The organism is Rhodococcus sp. MPR-R1B, assembly GCF_058793255.1.
In genome coordinates, this window is sequence record NZ_JBXAFO010000005.1 from 1 (window position 1) to 14777 (window position 14777).

14 protein-coding genes are annotated in these 14777 nt (G+C 60.7%); 5 read left to right on the forward strand and 9 right to left on the reverse strand.

Going from position 1 to position 14777, the window contains the following annotated elements:
- Positions 1-596 precede the first annotated feature (596 nt).
- Positions 597-1052, reverse strand: coding sequence for a hypothetical protein (locus tag AC1Q61_RS09065; protein WP_051649621.1), 456 nt, complete (start codon positions 1050-1052; stop codon positions 597-599).
- A 327-nt stretch (positions 1053-1379) separates the two neighbouring features.
- On the opposite strand from AC1Q61_RS09065, the gene AC1Q61_RS09070 reads away from it, so the two are divergent.
- Positions 1380-2246: a TY-Chap domain-containing protein gene (locus AC1Q61_RS09070; RefSeq protein WP_042922697.1), complete on the forward strand. Its 867-nt coding sequence runs from the start codon at positions 1380-1382 to the stop codon at positions 2244-2246.
- Between the two features lie 391 nt (positions 2247-2637).
- Entirely contained in the window at positions 2638-2784 is a 147-nt protein-coding gene (locus tag AC1Q61_RS09075; protein WP_167349899.1) for a hypothetical protein, read from the forward strand.
- Positions 2785-3414: 630 nt separating this feature from the next.
- On the opposite strand, the gene AC1Q61_RS09080 is transcribed toward AC1Q61_RS09075, so the two are convergent.
- The 7 genes from AC1Q61_RS09080 to AC1Q61_RS09110 form a co-directional block, all read right to left on the reverse strand.
- Positions 3415-3786: a hypothetical protein gene (locus AC1Q61_RS09080; protein WP_058227959.1), complete on the reverse strand. Its 372-nt coding sequence runs from the start codon at positions 3784-3786 to the stop codon at positions 3415-3417.
- A 37-nt stretch (positions 3787-3823) separates the two neighbouring features.
- Positions 3824-4165 (reverse strand): hypothetical protein, encoded by a 342-nt coding sequence (locus AC1Q61_RS09085; protein WP_042922694.1) that lies wholly within the window; start codon positions 4163-4165, stop codon positions 3824-3826.
- 142 nt (positions 4166-4307) lie between these two features.
- Positions 4308-4835, reverse strand: coding sequence for an LGFP repeat-containing protein (locus AC1Q61_RS09090; RefSeq protein WP_051649620.1), 528 nt, complete (start codon positions 4833-4835; stop codon positions 4308-4310).
- Positions 4836-5868: 1033 nt separating this feature from the next.
- Entirely contained in the window at positions 5869-6903 is a 1035-nt protein-coding gene (locus AC1Q61_RS09095) for an AurF N-oxygenase family protein (protein WP_064113761.1), read from the reverse strand.
- A gap of 804 nt (positions 6904-7707) precedes the next feature.
- Entirely contained in the window at positions 7708-7950 is a 243-nt protein-coding gene (locus AC1Q61_RS09100) for a hypothetical protein (RefSeq protein ID WP_003941172.1), read from the reverse strand.
- Positions 7951-8431: 481 nt separating this feature from the next.
- Positions 8432-10411: an amino acid permease gene (locus tag AC1Q61_RS09105; protein WP_081305457.1), complete on the reverse strand. Its 1980-nt coding sequence runs from the start codon at positions 10409-10411 to the stop codon at positions 8432-8434.
- Positions 10412-10415: 4 nt separating this feature from the next.
- Positions 10416-11234 carry a polysaccharide deacetylase family protein gene (locus AC1Q61_RS09110; RefSeq protein ID WP_007727026.1) on the reverse strand — a complete coding sequence of 273 codons (819 nt, stop codon included), beginning with the start codon at positions 11232-11234 and terminating at the stop codon, positions 10416-10418.
- 122 nt (positions 11235-11356) lie between these two features.
- Here AC1Q61_RS09110 and AC1Q61_RS09115 point away from each other — a divergent pair, with 122 nt between their 5' ends.
- From AC1Q61_RS09115 to AC1Q61_RS09125, 3 genes are all read left to right on the forward strand, one after another.
- The gene (locus AC1Q61_RS09115) at positions 11357-12886 is read left to right on the forward strand and encodes an LCP family protein (RefSeq protein WP_256520318.1); all 1530 of its coding nucleotides are present in this window, start codon (positions 11357-11359) and stop codon (positions 12884-12886) included.
- Between the two features lie 133 nt (positions 12887-13019).
- Positions 13020-13226: a hypothetical protein gene (locus AC1Q61_RS09120; protein WP_124568973.1), complete on the forward strand. Its 207-nt coding sequence runs from the start codon at positions 13020-13022 to the stop codon at positions 13224-13226.
- Between the two features lie 46 nt (positions 13227-13272).
- Positions 13273-14103, forward strand: a complete 831-nt coding sequence (locus tag AC1Q61_RS09125) for a crotonase/enoyl-CoA hydratase family protein (RefSeq protein ID WP_007727023.1) — start codon at positions 13273-13275, stop codon at positions 14101-14103.
- 106 nt (positions 14104-14209) lie between these two features.
- On the opposite strand, the gene AC1Q61_RS09130 is transcribed toward AC1Q61_RS09125, so the two are convergent.
- A complete protein-coding gene (locus AC1Q61_RS09130; RefSeq protein WP_003941181.1) occupies positions 14210-14701 on the reverse strand; it encodes an inorganic diphosphatase in 492 nt (163 codons plus the stop codon).
- Positions 14702-14777 lie beyond the last annotated feature (76 nt).

Below are 14777 nucleotides of genomic sequence, written 5' to 3' on the forward strand. Positions count from 1 at the left end.
TTCTTGGGGGTGGGGCGGTGTTCGTATGAGCTGTGTGCAGCCGATTCGGCTGTGGCGTTGGAGAGTGCGTCGAGGGTGTGGCTGCCGGTTGTCGTCTCTTCGTGTACTTATGCGCCGTCCTTCGACCAGAGGGTGGTGATGGTGGTGTTCGATGGTGTGGCGTCGGTGTTCGCGGTCGTCGGGTGGGTGTTGATGGGTGCGGCGCTATATTCGAGTCGGCGACAACCGCCGACTGAGCACAAGTGGTCGATGCCAGTTGATCGGGGGTAGCGGCATGTTCTCCTCGCGTGTGGCCCGGTGGGTGCTTCGTGGCGTTTTGGGCGTTGTATCTGTGCTCGCGCTGATTACCTGCGCCTTGGTGGTGTTCACTGATCGGCTTGTGCCGTCGTGGCTCCCGTGGACGGAATTTGTCGTGGTTGTGGGGTTGATGGGGGTGCTGGCGATTGGGGAGCGGCGGGATTCACCTTCACTATGAGCGGGTATCCGACCTGCGCGTGCCTGAGTGCTCGTTTTGTGGCGTTGAACTGGGGTGATGACACGTCCCCGGTTTGTGGTGGGTGTCGGTGAGCTGCGCACTCGGCTAACAGCGGCGGCGTTTAGTCGGTGAGCACCAGGAAGGAAACTTTTGCTTGGCCGGTCCGCGTGAAGGTGGCTTCGTTGATCAGCTCGCTCAGTGCTTGCGCGCCATAGTTCGCCATCCGTTGGGTGGCCAGCGGTGTTCGTCCGCGTGCTGTCACGACTTTTCCGGCGAAATCAATTGTGTCGGTGATGGTCAGGGTTGATTCGTAGTCGGATGTGTTGCCGCCGTACGTGTTGACGATTCTGTCCGCGACGAGGCTGACCGTCTCTTCGGAGAACGGGAAGCTGGCGACGATTGTGGGAGTGATGTCTGCGAGATCGCCGCGCGGAACGGATCCGTGTGGTTCGGAACTGAAGGCAATGGCTAGTGATCGGGTGAAGGCGATCGTTTTCGTCCACCACAGCGAGCCCACTACGACAACCATCACGGTGAACACGATCAGTATGCGATGGCGATTGGCGTAGCTCCTCATTGGTTAGTTGTACCGCGCGCAGCCCGGTGCCACCGCTAAACGTCCAAATACTGCAGTCGCGTTTATCTGGCCTGTTCGCGAGTTCGGTAGTGGCACAGTCGGGCTCGGTTCTGGTGACGTCGACGCCATTGGGATCGTGTGAGGACGTGGTCGGGGTTTATGCGTTTCCTGCGGGCAGGTTTGCGCCAGATCTCGCTGTGTTGCTCCTTGGCGGCCCTGGTTCGCGTGAGATTCGGGACTACCGGTCATCGCGACCCGCTGGTGGCGTTGTGGTTGTCGTAGCGGCAGATATGTTCTACGGCGAGAGAGACTATTGGGAGGACAAGCATGACTGCCGAGGGCTGGGAGAAGCTGCAGGCCGCGATTCCGGATCTGGTGGACGTCGACTTCGACGATGACGCCGAACCGATCCAGATATCGCAATTCGTCCGCTTGCGTGACAGTGGTACCGGCCGTGACATCACGGTCTACGAGAACGGCGGTGCAGTCGAGGCCACGCTCACGATCCCGTCGGATCCGGATGCCGCGCAGCAGTTGCTGAGCGTGCTACAAACCCAGCCGGTTTGGTTTCAGACCTCCAACGAGCAACGCTTGGAAACCAGCCGGTGGAGCCCGACCCATTCCGAACCCAGCGAACTTCGGGAGATATCGGCTTCGGTCGTCGCCATCATGCGCGACGGGCTCGGGATGGAATTCCAGCGCATCCGCTACACCGCCGGTGACGAAACCGGATACGACACCGGGCCGTGGGCCCTGCGCAACCTGTTGACTGCCGAACAACCGACGAAGCGTGGCGCACCCGACCGATGCACCGACTGGACGGATTTCGCCGAGCGACTGGAATGGGTGGTGCGCATTATGCCCGGCTACGACATCGTGACCCTCGATGCCCCTGCGGTGAAAGACCTCGGCTCGATCCAATTCCAGCAGGACAACGGGAGATTGGAGGCGAGCATGATCACGGCGGACACCGTTCCCGGTTCCGGTGGCCTGGACCTTCGGCTGCGGGCACTCGGCTGGCGGGTAACAGAAGGACCGGGAGCCCCCCCACGTGGAATGGCTGTACGGCCCGTTCAGTTCATCCGCCGGTTTCGTCGACCGACGCCTCGACCGAATCCCACAGCTCACGGTCGACACCTTCCGCACTGTGCACGGCGTCAACAGCCCACAAGACCTCGCCGTCAGCGGCCATGAGGAGACCGTTGTCAACGGCCACCAGGCCCATATCAGCAGAGAACTCGGCATACCCTGCCTTCCGTATACTCTGACTCCCCCGTGAGAGGCCTGACGCAACGACGGCGTAGGTATCCGACCCACAGTGGGGCACCGTCTCTCGGCGGTGCGCACCTGGCTCAAGTGCCTCGCGAACTCGGAGACGTGCTCTAGCCGTGACCCGCGCCTAGGTCGATGCTCGAGCGCATCATTGCGCACGAAGCAACGGAACGCTTCGATTGCGATCAAGGCTGATAGCGCTTAGTGCAGTTAAGAGCCTTCGAGTCGAAATGGGACGGAGTCAGAGCCATCGCCACCACCGGCACCAAACTGCCGCCACTGTGGTCGCGCAACGGCAACAACTAACGCCTCGTTGCCCGAGATCGTCGACGCACTCCGCGCCGTGCTCGACCACCGCGAAACCGTCCTCGACCGCGAAACCGTCCTCGACGGCGAGATCGTCGAACTCGGACCCGACGGTGCGACAGAACTCTCGCCGCGACACCGCCTCTCCGGGTAGCACAGTGATCAACACCGAGCACTGGACGGACTACCCCGTGATCAGGACATTCGACGAGCCGAGGGCAGTGAAAGTCGACATCTTGTAGACCGGGTTTGAACGTGTCCAGTGTCCAGTGTCCAGTGTTGACGAGTGCGTGACCGGCATACTTCCAGTCAGGCCCGCCTCTAATCCATAAATCTATCTCGTTGCCATGCAATCGGTAATGGAGTCCTCTGTTAACTCAGGAATCGAGCACGAGTAGGAGATCCACCCCTGCTCGGAATATTCATCCTGTGATTTGTCCACGATGATCTCGACATTCTCCACATTGGGCAGTATGCGTATATAACTGACTATCTCGTCACCTTCCGTCGTAATTGAACGTAAGGTTAATTCTGAACCTCCCGCAGCGCGCGATGATTTCATGCACTCAACTTGCGAATCCTGGAACGTGCTACCGCTACTGGCGTTCGTTATTTTGCCCTCGCCGCAACTCGGGAGCGCAAGTCGGTTGGTGAAAAAATCGGGATCTTCAGATGGCTTTGAACATGCAGCACTAGCTAGCAAGATTGCTAAAATAGCTGTCCGGGTTGCTGCCTTATTGGAAGAGCTCATTCGACTATCATATCCTGATCGACAGTTTTACTCTTAACGAAAAAGGAGTTCCCGGAAGAGGTTGGAGCAATGTCCGTTGGACACGTTCGCGTGCCAGTAGATCGAGCTGTTCTTCTCGAATGGTTGCCAACGCCCGTAGTTTGCGGCGTCTGCCTCGTAGTTCGTGGCATTTCCGAAGAACGGCCAGCCTCCGGTTTCGTTGAATTCCTCGAGGATCTTTCCTCCGACGCAGAACCCGAACTTCGGGTCGTTGTTCGGGCAGCTTGGGTCCGCACTCGCGGGTGCCGCACTCAGCACTGACACACTTGTCACCGTCAGCGCGGCAGCAACCATCGCCACTGCTTTCGACTTGGATGTCGTCCACAGTTTCCGGCGTCGTGTAGCACTCTTGATGTTTCTGCGCATGCCTATCCTCTCGGATTGATTCACAGGTACTTGCCAACTATTGGCGATTAGCGAAGAGGGTTTTTGCGATGAAATAGGAGGATGCGATGGACACGGCGACGGCGCCGAGCAACATCAGTGTCGGCCCCCATCGGATGATCGAGGTCACGTAGTGCACGTCGCCGGAGATATTCCAGGTGCAGGTGGCTCCTGCAATCGGAAAAGCAGTCCAATGCCCCTCCGCCGGCAGGGTTTGTTCCACACCCGATGCTGGTGGACGTGGCGCATGGGCGCGGCAGTATTCGGTCGGGTCGCCGCCGAAGGAATAGAACGAGACCGCCACGACAATCAGGACGGCAACGACCGCAATCAGAGCGAGAACACCTACACGGCGATGCATGGGCACCTCGATTGCTGGCTCGATGTATTGCCCTGTGAGTGATCTGGCGGTCGATCACATGCCGTGACCGCATTGCCCTCACTGCTACGCCGAATACGTTGGAGCACAAAGACATACAGCGGGGGCCAGCTGAGGTCGAACATCACGATGTCACTACCTGACCTGTGGCGCTAATCCATGCGATCCAGCCGCCTTGAAAGTCGTTGCGGCGGCCCTCGGGGGTGGAGTATTCGTCGGTGATGGGGAATCCGAATCGTCCGCCTTCGTAGCCGTGGCGGCCGTATTCGGTGAAGATGGCGCCGTAGACACAGTGGGTGCCGGCCTGGGGATTGAAGTAGATGTTGCCTTCGGTGAAGCGGTTGAAGCGGCCGATTCCGTTGGGCGTGCCGAGTTCACCGCTGGTGGGCCACCCCAACGGGCTGGTGGGTCCGCCGAGATCGAGGTACTTCTGCGCGATCAACCCGTACGTTTCCCATACCCCGGTCGCGGCGCTCCAGTAGATGCGGCCGTGCTCGAAATCCTGTACCCGCCCGTTCGACAGCGTCTGTTCGTCGCCGGTCGGTGCGCCGAGAGAGGACGTTTCTGCGCCGAGTTGTGTGTAGCGGGCGCCGATTGCGCCGCCGACGGTGTACACGGGGCCGGCGGGAGTGACGGAGGTTTTGAACTGCATCGCATGATAAGGAGTACCGGTAGCCGTATTCCATTGCGAGACAATCAAATGCACGTTGTCCAGGGTGGATGCCGGGTGGATGTAGCCGCCGTAGATCTGGCCGAGTACATCAAGTTCTCGGCAGTGCAGGCCGAGATCGCCGCTCAGTCCAATCCTGTGGGTAAGGGCCTGGCAGTGACCAACAACTGAAAGGAGGTGTTTGAGGGGTCCGACGAAGCAATTCATTCGCGGACCCTTCACTCACGTCAGAAGTAACATTGGGTACCGCCGAGTTCGCACGGGACCGCTTTCGAGAGCGCTACTCGCCATTCCCATGGCAACGGTAAAAACCAAATCCAGCCACCTGCGATCATTTCAAAACCTCTCGGATCCTCGGGTTCCCCAACCAGACCGTGTTACGAATCTAACGTGATCGCGTTCACTTGACCAGGGCGTCGCGATAACGCGAATGCCGCAGCAGCGGATCACGGCGCACGACGGCTAGTGCCGAATATCTCCCGCGCGGTGTCTCAGACACACTCCGAATTCACTGGACACTGTCCAGTAGTGCACAAGACATCGGCCGGGCGCTCCCGCTCGGACGTGGGGGAGCATCGCGCGCTGATCATGTGAGCATGCGCGTGAAAACGTCCGCCCTGTACATGTCCGGATACCTGGACGGTATTTTGAAATTCTGGGCGATAATGCACGACGGGCAATGGCTGGCCGGAATACCGTGCGAGTCACCGATGCCGGCAGAACCAATCTCGTCGAGATCGACATGCTCGTGACCGCTGACGCCATCACCGAAGTGCCGTCGGTCGGCTGAGACTTGTTCAGCGTTGAATCCTGCAGCCTGGGTCGTGTCCGCTGGCACTGATGTCGCTGGTTCGCCTTGGTGGATGTGCTTCCTAAACTTCGATGGGGCGATTCGGGTGTGGGCCTGTGGTTGGCGCGCTGATATCTGTGCGCCATTGCCTCGACCGCGGTGAGTGGGTAACGCAGCTGTCTGTCGAAGTGGGAGAGGGGCAGCTGCGTCGCGGGTTGCAGATCGTCAAGCCGCGGCCCTCGACGGCTCGTTGCGGTAACGCGACAGTCGGCCGTCGGTTCCGGTAAGCCGCCAGGACCAGAGGGTGAGCCGGGTGCGCATTCCGTTGGCGTCGGCGAGGCTCCGGACGTCTGCGCAGGACTCTGCAAGGAGTCGCCGGAAATCGGGGTTGCGCATCGAATAGGTCTCGCGCAGAACATTGCGGGGGATACCCAGCAACGTCGCGTCCTGCCGGCTCGGGACGACGATGGACCAAAACCCTATGCGCATGACTACAGGCGTGGTGAGGCCGAGTGCGAGGCGGTTGAATCGGCTCATGCGCGGAGCGTGATGGCGCAACCATGCATGGGCGAACCCGATGTGACGTGCTTCCTCGGCGAGATGGATCTGCATGATGCGGTCGGTGAGCGGGTGAATGCCACCGCCGCGCATGATGCTCTTCTGGATGTGGTCGATCGGCTCCTCTCCAGCGAGGATGATCTGAAAGAAGAAACTGGGCCACAGCGATCCCAGCGAACCGACCAGGGGGAAGGCCTTGACAAGCCACGTTGGGGCACCGTGGACCTCCGGAGCCACCCGGTTGGTGAACTCCTGAAACATCTGGATGTGGTGCGTCTCTTCGGTGAGTTCGTGCATGAAGTAGCGGAATTCGGGGTTCTCGTTCGCCAGGCCCATCAAGAACTGGGTACCGCCGAGAAGGAGCAGTTGCTCGAACTGGGAGCCGGTCTTTGTTATAGATGCGAGCCGAATCCGGGCAACCCGCCGTTGTTCCTGGGGTGAGAGCGCGCGGTACCAGTCGGTGTGGGACAAGGGGTCGACCGCGGGGAGTGTCCATCTTGGGTCGTCCGCGGGGGCGGCGAACTCGGGCGAATTCCAGGCGATGTCTTTGAACGCCTCGAAGTGGAGCCCTGTCGAGGATGCCTCGGACAGTGTGCGCAGAGTGTCGTGGTAATCGCGATGTTCGTTGACGGTATTGCGCCCCGGAGTTAACCGGACAGATGGCGCGTTACGCCGCGTGCGACGAGGTGTTAGGAACTGCATTTCGGGCTCCTTTGTGGCATCTATCTCAGACGTGCCCACAGTAAACTAAGTGTGACTACGCGTCCACAGTAACTGTATGAGTCTGCACGTCCACGGGTAAGTCCGGAAGGGCGAAAAGGACGCTCAATATCGCACCATGCACGCAGCTCTCGGCATTTGATGGTGGTGTGGGTCCTGCTGTCGAGACGACGGCGCTGGACGTGGTCGACGTTAGGCCATTGTGTGCATCTGCCGACCTATACGGTGGGATAGGTGCAGGACGAGGTTCTCGCGATCTCGTCACGGTCGGTGTCCCGCTTGATCGGGTCGGAACTCACCTCGCCGAACTCGCGTCCCTGCACCGCGGCGACATCCGAGGCGGCGCAGACAGTTGATCATGTGGATCGGCCCGCACGTCTTTCGTCATGCGACGGGGATCCGATGGACCGTGGTTTGTTGCTCGGATGGCGATCGGTAACAGTGGAAATATCTCACCGGTAACTTTCAAGTTGTGTCAGTTCTCTTTCTTAAGTGACTGTGTAACAACCAGTTTCGATGGAAGTCGCTATCTGAATTGAAATTCTGGGCGGAAATGCACGACGACCAATGGCTCTGGCAGGGGTAACTGTGCGCGTCACCGATGGCGACGGAACCAACAGCGTCGAGATCGACATGCTCGTGACCGCCGACGCCATCACCGAAGTGCCGTCGGTTGGCTGAGACTTGTTCAGTGCCGAGACCGGCAAGAGCGGAGTTCGCGTCGGGCGCTCCCGGTAGATCGGCGGTGGCCTTCATGGTGTGATCGCGCTCTATACGGCACTGGCTTTAGTGGTGGGTGTTGCTGTCGCGGCGCGCCGTCCTGTGGGCGGCAGGAAGAATCTGGCCGACGTGTTCGGCGGGACCGAGCATGAAGCGGTCCAAGCCGGAACGCGTTGGGCTGTAGACGAGGTGGGCGCCCCAAGTGTGCATCGCCACCGCTGTCACCGACGAGCCGGCCGAACTGATCACCGCGGCTGTGAGGAAGCGGCGAAACGGTGAACGATTGACTGTCGGAGAAACCTCGCCCATTGCTTCTGCTCACGATGCCGCCACATATCCGACTCCACAGGAGTGCTGAGCCGTGCCTCGGGTGGTGAGGCGCTATCGCCTTCACACGATTGGAGCTGCGGAACAGGACAATTTCACGGAGAAACTTTCGCGGGGATAAACGAATCGATTCTGGTCGAACCCATGAGGGGAAACATGACTATCTTCTTCGACATCATGCTCGTACTCTGCGTCGTCTCCATAACAGTGTTTTCTGGATACGTTCTTTATCGCTTGGTGACAGACGAATCGAACCTGCGATAGCCAGTCGCTTCGACGTGTGGGTGCAGCGGGGGCCGATCGTCCTATCGATCCGCACCATCGCAATGGGTTTCAGGGCGAGCCTCGCACGCAAGATGTGATATCCGCGAGTTTCGCCTGAATATAGGCACGCAGCACTTCTTTCTGTGCGATCTTCCCTGGTGCATGGCCTGGACCAACCCTCTGCTCATCGTTTGCCGCGTCAACCGACGTGGACGTGTGGCCGGCGGGACTGGTCGGGTTCGGCGCGGCGGAGGACCTCACGGGTCACGGGAGCGGTTTCGCCCTCACCGATGAACAGGAAGCGGAGCAGGTACATGATCGGGTTTCCCTCGGTCCACTCGAAGTAGACGTCGGGAATCACGCCGGTGATGTCCCTCGTCCGCAGGAGAACCGCCGCAATGGTGTTGGGGACGGCCGGGCTGTCGACCCACAGAATCCGGTGCACACCGCGCTGTCGGCCGTGGACGAGGAGGTCGGTGCTGAATTCGGAGGAGTCCGTGACGTTGACCTCGATGAAGATGATCGACTCCGCCTCCGGGATGTTGCTTTCGGCGCGCTGCTGCGATTCCTTCTGCCGATACTCGTCCTCGTCGAGACGGTCGACGTCGTGCGCCACCATCGCGAGGTAACCCTTCTCGGCTGCCTCGGCGATGAATTGCAGCGCGGTCTCGTCGAATTCGACGGAGGTTGCCCGTAGTTCGAAGGCTCGCGAGATCCGGGAAAGGAAGGACACCACCATGATCGCGGCGATGAAGAACGACGCCACTTTCACACCGTCTGGACGTTCGAAGATGTTCGCGATCGTCGTGTAGACGAACAAAACTGCGACAAAACTGAACCCCACGAACAGTTTTCGCTGACCGTGCTTACGAGCGGACAGTGCAACGGCGACGGTCGCCGACGAGATGAGCACGAGGACACCGGTTGCGTACGCGGAACTCTGAGCGTCGACACCGGCGTCGAAGTAGATCGTGACAGTGATGGCGATGACGCTGAACACGAGGACCAGCGGACGCACGGCGCGGGCCCACGACGGCGCCATGCCGTAGCGGGGGAGATACCTCGGAACAAGATTGAGCAACCCTGCCATTGCCGATGCACCGGCAAACCAGAGGATCAGAATCGTGCTGAGATCGTAGACGGTTCCGAAGATCTCACCCAGATAGTCGTGGGCGAGAAAGGCAAGCGCGCGACCGTTGGCAGCGCCTCCGGGTTGGAACTCGTTTTCTGGGATCAGGATGGTGGTGACCAGGCTCGACGTCAGCAGGAATCCGCTCATAATCAGCGCCGCCGTGGTGAGCAGGCGCCGCGCACCTTTGATGCGGCCACGTGGATTCTGTTCGGTGTCGTGCGGATCGCCCTTGATCTGCGGCATGACCGCGACGCCGGTTTCGAAGCCGGACAGACCGAGAGCCAACTTCGGGAAGACGATCAGCGCGATCAGGATCATCATCGCCGGGTTTCCGTGCTCGGTGGTCATGGCGCGCGTCCAGTCGGTGACCAACGACGGCGCGGTCGCGATGTGCCACAGACCTACGGAGATGACCACCACGTTCAAGGCGAGATAGACGGCGACCAATCCGACCGCGATACCGATCGCTTCGGTGAATCCGCGGAGGAAGACCGCAGCGAGGAGCGCGAGCAGAACCAGGGTGACGGCGACGGTGTGTCCGGAGAGAAAGGTTGGAGCAAAAGGGTTCTCGACGAGGTGCGCCGTGGCATCGGCAGCCGAGAGCGTCATAGTGATGAGGAAATCGGTGGCCGCGAAGCCGAGAAGCACGAGAACGAAGATCTTGCCGCGCCACTTGGGCAGCAGCTTCTCGAGCATGGCGATCGAACCCTCGCCATGCGGACTCTCGCGAGCCACTCGCCGGTAGACCGGTAGAGCGCCGAAGAGTGTCAGCAGGATCAATACGACTGTCGCGATGGGAGCCAACGTGCCGGCCGCCAGTGCCGCGATACCGGGTTGGTAACCGAGAGTGGAGAAGTAATCGACACCCGTCAGGCACATCACCTTCCACCACGGGTGGCGCTTCTCCTTCTTCGGCGCCATCCGGTGGGGCCCCAGATGTCCGGCGGGTTCCTCGGTGATGTCCGCGAGCAGCCAGGCCTCGGTGCGTTGTTTCACAGACGGAGCCGTGTTTTCGGCCGGGACCTCGTTGTCGGCTGCGGTCACCACGGCGTCACGGCTTCAGATAAACATCGTTGAGCGTGACAGTCCGCAGGTTTCGGCTCCGGATGATGTCCACCAGTTGCGGATACACGTGGGTCACGGGCAGATAGTTGAGGTGCCCGATCACGATGGCCCCCGGATTGAAGTACTGGTTCGCCATTTGGAGGATGTACTCCTCGGTGATCAACGAAGAATCCGACAGTGATCCGTACCAGAGGGTGGGCACGGTGTAGCCGACGCTCGCGGCCACGGAATCGACTGTCGCGTTGTGCCTTCCGTACGGCGGCCGAAAGTACGGCGCCGCGTCCACGCCGTAGGTGTTGCGCAGGAACGTGCCGTTCTTCGTCAGCTCGTCTGCGATCTGCTGCTTCGACACGGACGTCAGATCCGGGTGCGAGTAGGTGTGATTGCCGAGCTGAATTTGTCCGCTCTCGACCAGCGGTCTGAGAAGTCCGGCGTTTTCGGTCCACGAGTTGTATTGCCCGTTGACGAAGTACGTCAAACGGATGCCGGTGTCTTTTGCGAACTGTGTGTAGAGGCGCACGACTTCGGAGCTGGCTCCGTCGTCAACCGTCAGGGCAAACAGATCCCCACCGCCGGGTAACGCGGTCAACGATCCGCCGGCGGGCAGCGGCACCCGGGCAGACGGCGGTGGAGGCGGCAACAAGGCAGGCGGGAGATCCGGGACAGGGACGGGGTCGGTTGGTTCGTCGGCTGCAGCGATTGCCGTCCCGACCGAACGTGACGAACAAGCGGTTCCCATGGTCACCGCGGCGGTTCCGGTCAGAGTTGCTGCTGCGAGGGCACTGAGGAAGCGTCGGCGGTCCACAGGGCGGAGCCTAGAGCAGATTTGCCCTATTCGGACTTCATTCTCAGCGTTTTTTCAGCCAATGACCAGCCGTGTCCGGTATCGACAGGTTCTACTCAGGAACGGTGGATAGCGTGTCGGCCGTGGAACCGCGACCTCGACACTCGGCAACCAAGCACAGACGTAAGCGTCAACCGCAGCGGTCGACGCTCTCGGTGGGGCGCAAGCTGGCGGCGGCGTCCCTGTCGACGACGATTCTGGTGGGCGTCGGAATCGGCTGGTACGTGCAGTCGGATTTGACGTCGGGGCTGTACCGGTCGGATGCGCTCTCCGCCCTCGGTGACGACGCCGGCAGTTCGCTCGACGGGGATACCAACATCTTGTTGATCGGGCTCGACAGTCGCAAGGCGATGGACGGCAGCGATCTGCCGGCAGAGTTCGTCACCGACAAGCTGCATGCGGGGGACAGCGATGTGGGTGGATACAACACGAACACGCTTATCCTGCTCCATGTTCCGGGCGATGGTGGCAAGGCCAGTGCAGTGGCGATCCCACGCGACGACTACGTCGCGGTACCCGGCTACGGAATGGCCAAGATCAAGGAAGCGTACGGAATGGCGAAGGCTGATGCGGACGCCAAACTCATAGCGGACGGTGTGACGGATCCTGCTGCACGAGAACAACAAGCGCGTGAAGTCGGAAGACGGTCGACACTGACCACCGTGCAGAATCTGCTCAAGGTTCCGATCGATCACTTTGCCGAAGTGAACCTGATGGGCTTCTACGACGTCGTCTCGGCTATCGGCCCCGTTCAGGTGTGCCTCAACAATCCGGTGCAGGATGACTTCTCGGGCGCCAACTTCCCGGCCGGAGTTCAGACTCTCGATCCGTCACAGGCACTTTCGTTTGTCCGTCAACGCCACGGCCTGGACAACGGGGACTTGGATCGCACCCACCGGCAGCAGGCTTTCATCAGCGCGGTGATCGCCAACTTGAAGGGCTCCGGCGTCATCGGAAACATTCCGAAGATGACGGCACTGGCCGACGTGGTGAAGAAGGACGTGGTGATCGATTCTGCCATGGATCCCGTCCGATTCGCTTCTCAGGCAAGCGCTCTCGCAGGTGGGAACATCGACTTCTACACCCTGCCCATCGAGGGATACGAGACCGTCGACGGCCAGGACGTCAACATGGTCGATCCGGCGCGTCTGCGTAGTGAAGTGTCGCGGATCTTCGCGGGAGGTGACTCGGCATCTGCACCTGCGATGGACACTGCTGTCTCGACCGGGAACGAAGTTGTGGATATCCGCAACGGAACCGCGACGGACGGGTTGGGCGCCGCGTTGGCAGCGGCGATGAAAGCGTCGGGAGTCGAAGTCGGAGAGGTGAGCACCGCAGTTGCGACGGCAAAGTCGGTGGTCAGCTATGGAGTCGGCGCCAAAGCCGTCGCAGAGGCGCTGGCCGAGCAGTTGGGCGTGGCCGCAGTGCCTAACGAGCAGGCAGCGGCCGAATCAGTGTCTGTACTCATCGGTGAGGACAATGCGCAGACCGTGTTCTCGGCCGCTCCGGCGCAGTCGGACTCGTCGGTATCCGCCGGCACCGTTCCCGATACGGGAGCGCAGGGATCACCCATCCGGGCCGACGCGAATGGCGGCATTCCCTGTGTGGACTGACTCTCAGGTAATTCGCACCAAACTCACGCTGACTTCTTCGATCTGCGGGTCTACATTGGAGAAGTCGAACTCAGTCGGGTACTTCACCTTTGGGGTACCTGACTGAGATTGCGTAGTTGAAAGGATCACCGACATGGCTACAACAGCAGCGGTACAGAATCCGACACGCTCACGTGCCAGGACCATGTCCTTGTCCGAGTACGTGGCCGAGCATCCGGCGCAGCGCGTTTTCCCACCGACCAGTGAGCGGGCGGCCAGGATGGCGATGCTCATCATGTTCGCCCTGATGGCCGTCACCCTCGTCGTACTGGTACTTGACGAGGCAGGAATCTTCGGATGAAGGCAGCGGTCTTCGGCTGAGCCCGACCTTTAGTTACTCTTGAGTAATGACTGAACAGAAGAGCTGGAATGCGTTCACCGTCGAGCGCGAAGACAACATCGCCCAGGTGACGCTGATCGGGCCGAGCAAGGGCAACGCGATGGGGCCGGATTTCTGGAGTGAACTCCCCGAAATCTTCGCCGACCTCGACGCCGACCCCGAGGTGCGTGCAATCGTCATCGCCGGTTCCGGCAAGCACTTCTCGTTCGGACTGGACCTGCCGGCGATGAGCGGTGAATTCGGTGCCGTCCTCGCGGACAAGGCTCAGGCAGGCCCGCGCACCAAGTTCCACGACATGATCAAGCGCATGCAGTCGGGCATCAATGCCGTCGCAGATTGCCGCAAGCCCGTCGTCGCAGCTGTGCAGGGCTGGTGCATCGGCGGCGGCGTCGACCTGATCACGGCGGCGGACATCCGCTACGCAAGTGCCGATGCCAAGTTCAGCATCCGCGAGGTCAAGGTCGCGATCGTCGCAGACATGGGCAGCCTCGCGCGTCTGCCCGCGATCATCGGCGACGGACACCTGCGTGAGTTGGCTCTGACCGGCAAGGACATCGACGCAGCGCGCGCCGAGAAGATCGGCCTCGTCAACGACGTTTTCGAAGATGCCGACGCGGTACTGGCAGCGGCGCGCGCGACCGCCAAGGAGATTGCGCTCAACCCGCCGCTCGTCGTCCACGGGATCAAGGACGTGCTCGATCACACCCGCAGCGCGAGCGTGAACGACAGCCTTCGCTACGTCGCAGCCTGGAACGCGGCGTTCCTGCCTTCGCAGGATCTGACCGAGGCCATCACCGCCGTCTTCCAGAAGCGCCCGCCAGTCTTCCAGGGTGAGTAGGAACTGCAAGGGTGAGTAGGAACTGCAAGGGCGAGTAAAAACAGCACAAAAATCCCCGCACATCTTCCGATGTGCGGGGATTTTCGTTAGGCCTGAGAACTCGAGCTCAGTGACCGCCGTTGGCAGCGAGACGCTTGATCGAAGCCTCGATCTCGGCCTCTGCCTCGGCGCGGCCGACCCAGTTGGCTGCCTCGACGTGCTTGTTCGGCTCGAGGTCCTTGTAGTGGACGAAAAAGTGCTTGATCGCATCGAGCTCGAACTGTGAGATGTCACCCAGATCCTGGATGTGATCCCAGCGGGGGTCACCGGCCGGAACGCAGAGGACCTTGTCGTCTCCGCCGGCCTCGTCGACCATCTTGAACATCGCGACTGCGCGAGCCTCGACGATGACGCCGGGGAAGACCGACTCGGGGAGCAGGACCATGGCGTCGAGCGGATCGCCGTCCTCACCCAGGGTGTTTTCGATGAAGCCGTAGTCGGCCGGGTAGCCGAAAGCTGTGTAGAGGTAGCGATCGAGTTTGACGCGACCGGTTACGTGGTCGACCTCGTACTTGTTGCGCTGACCCTTGGGGATCTCGATGGTGACGTCGAACTCCACGCCGATTCCTCGCTGTCGTGTCGGTAATGATTCGTCGGAAGGATATCGGGTCAAGGATAAGGTTGCCTGACCACCC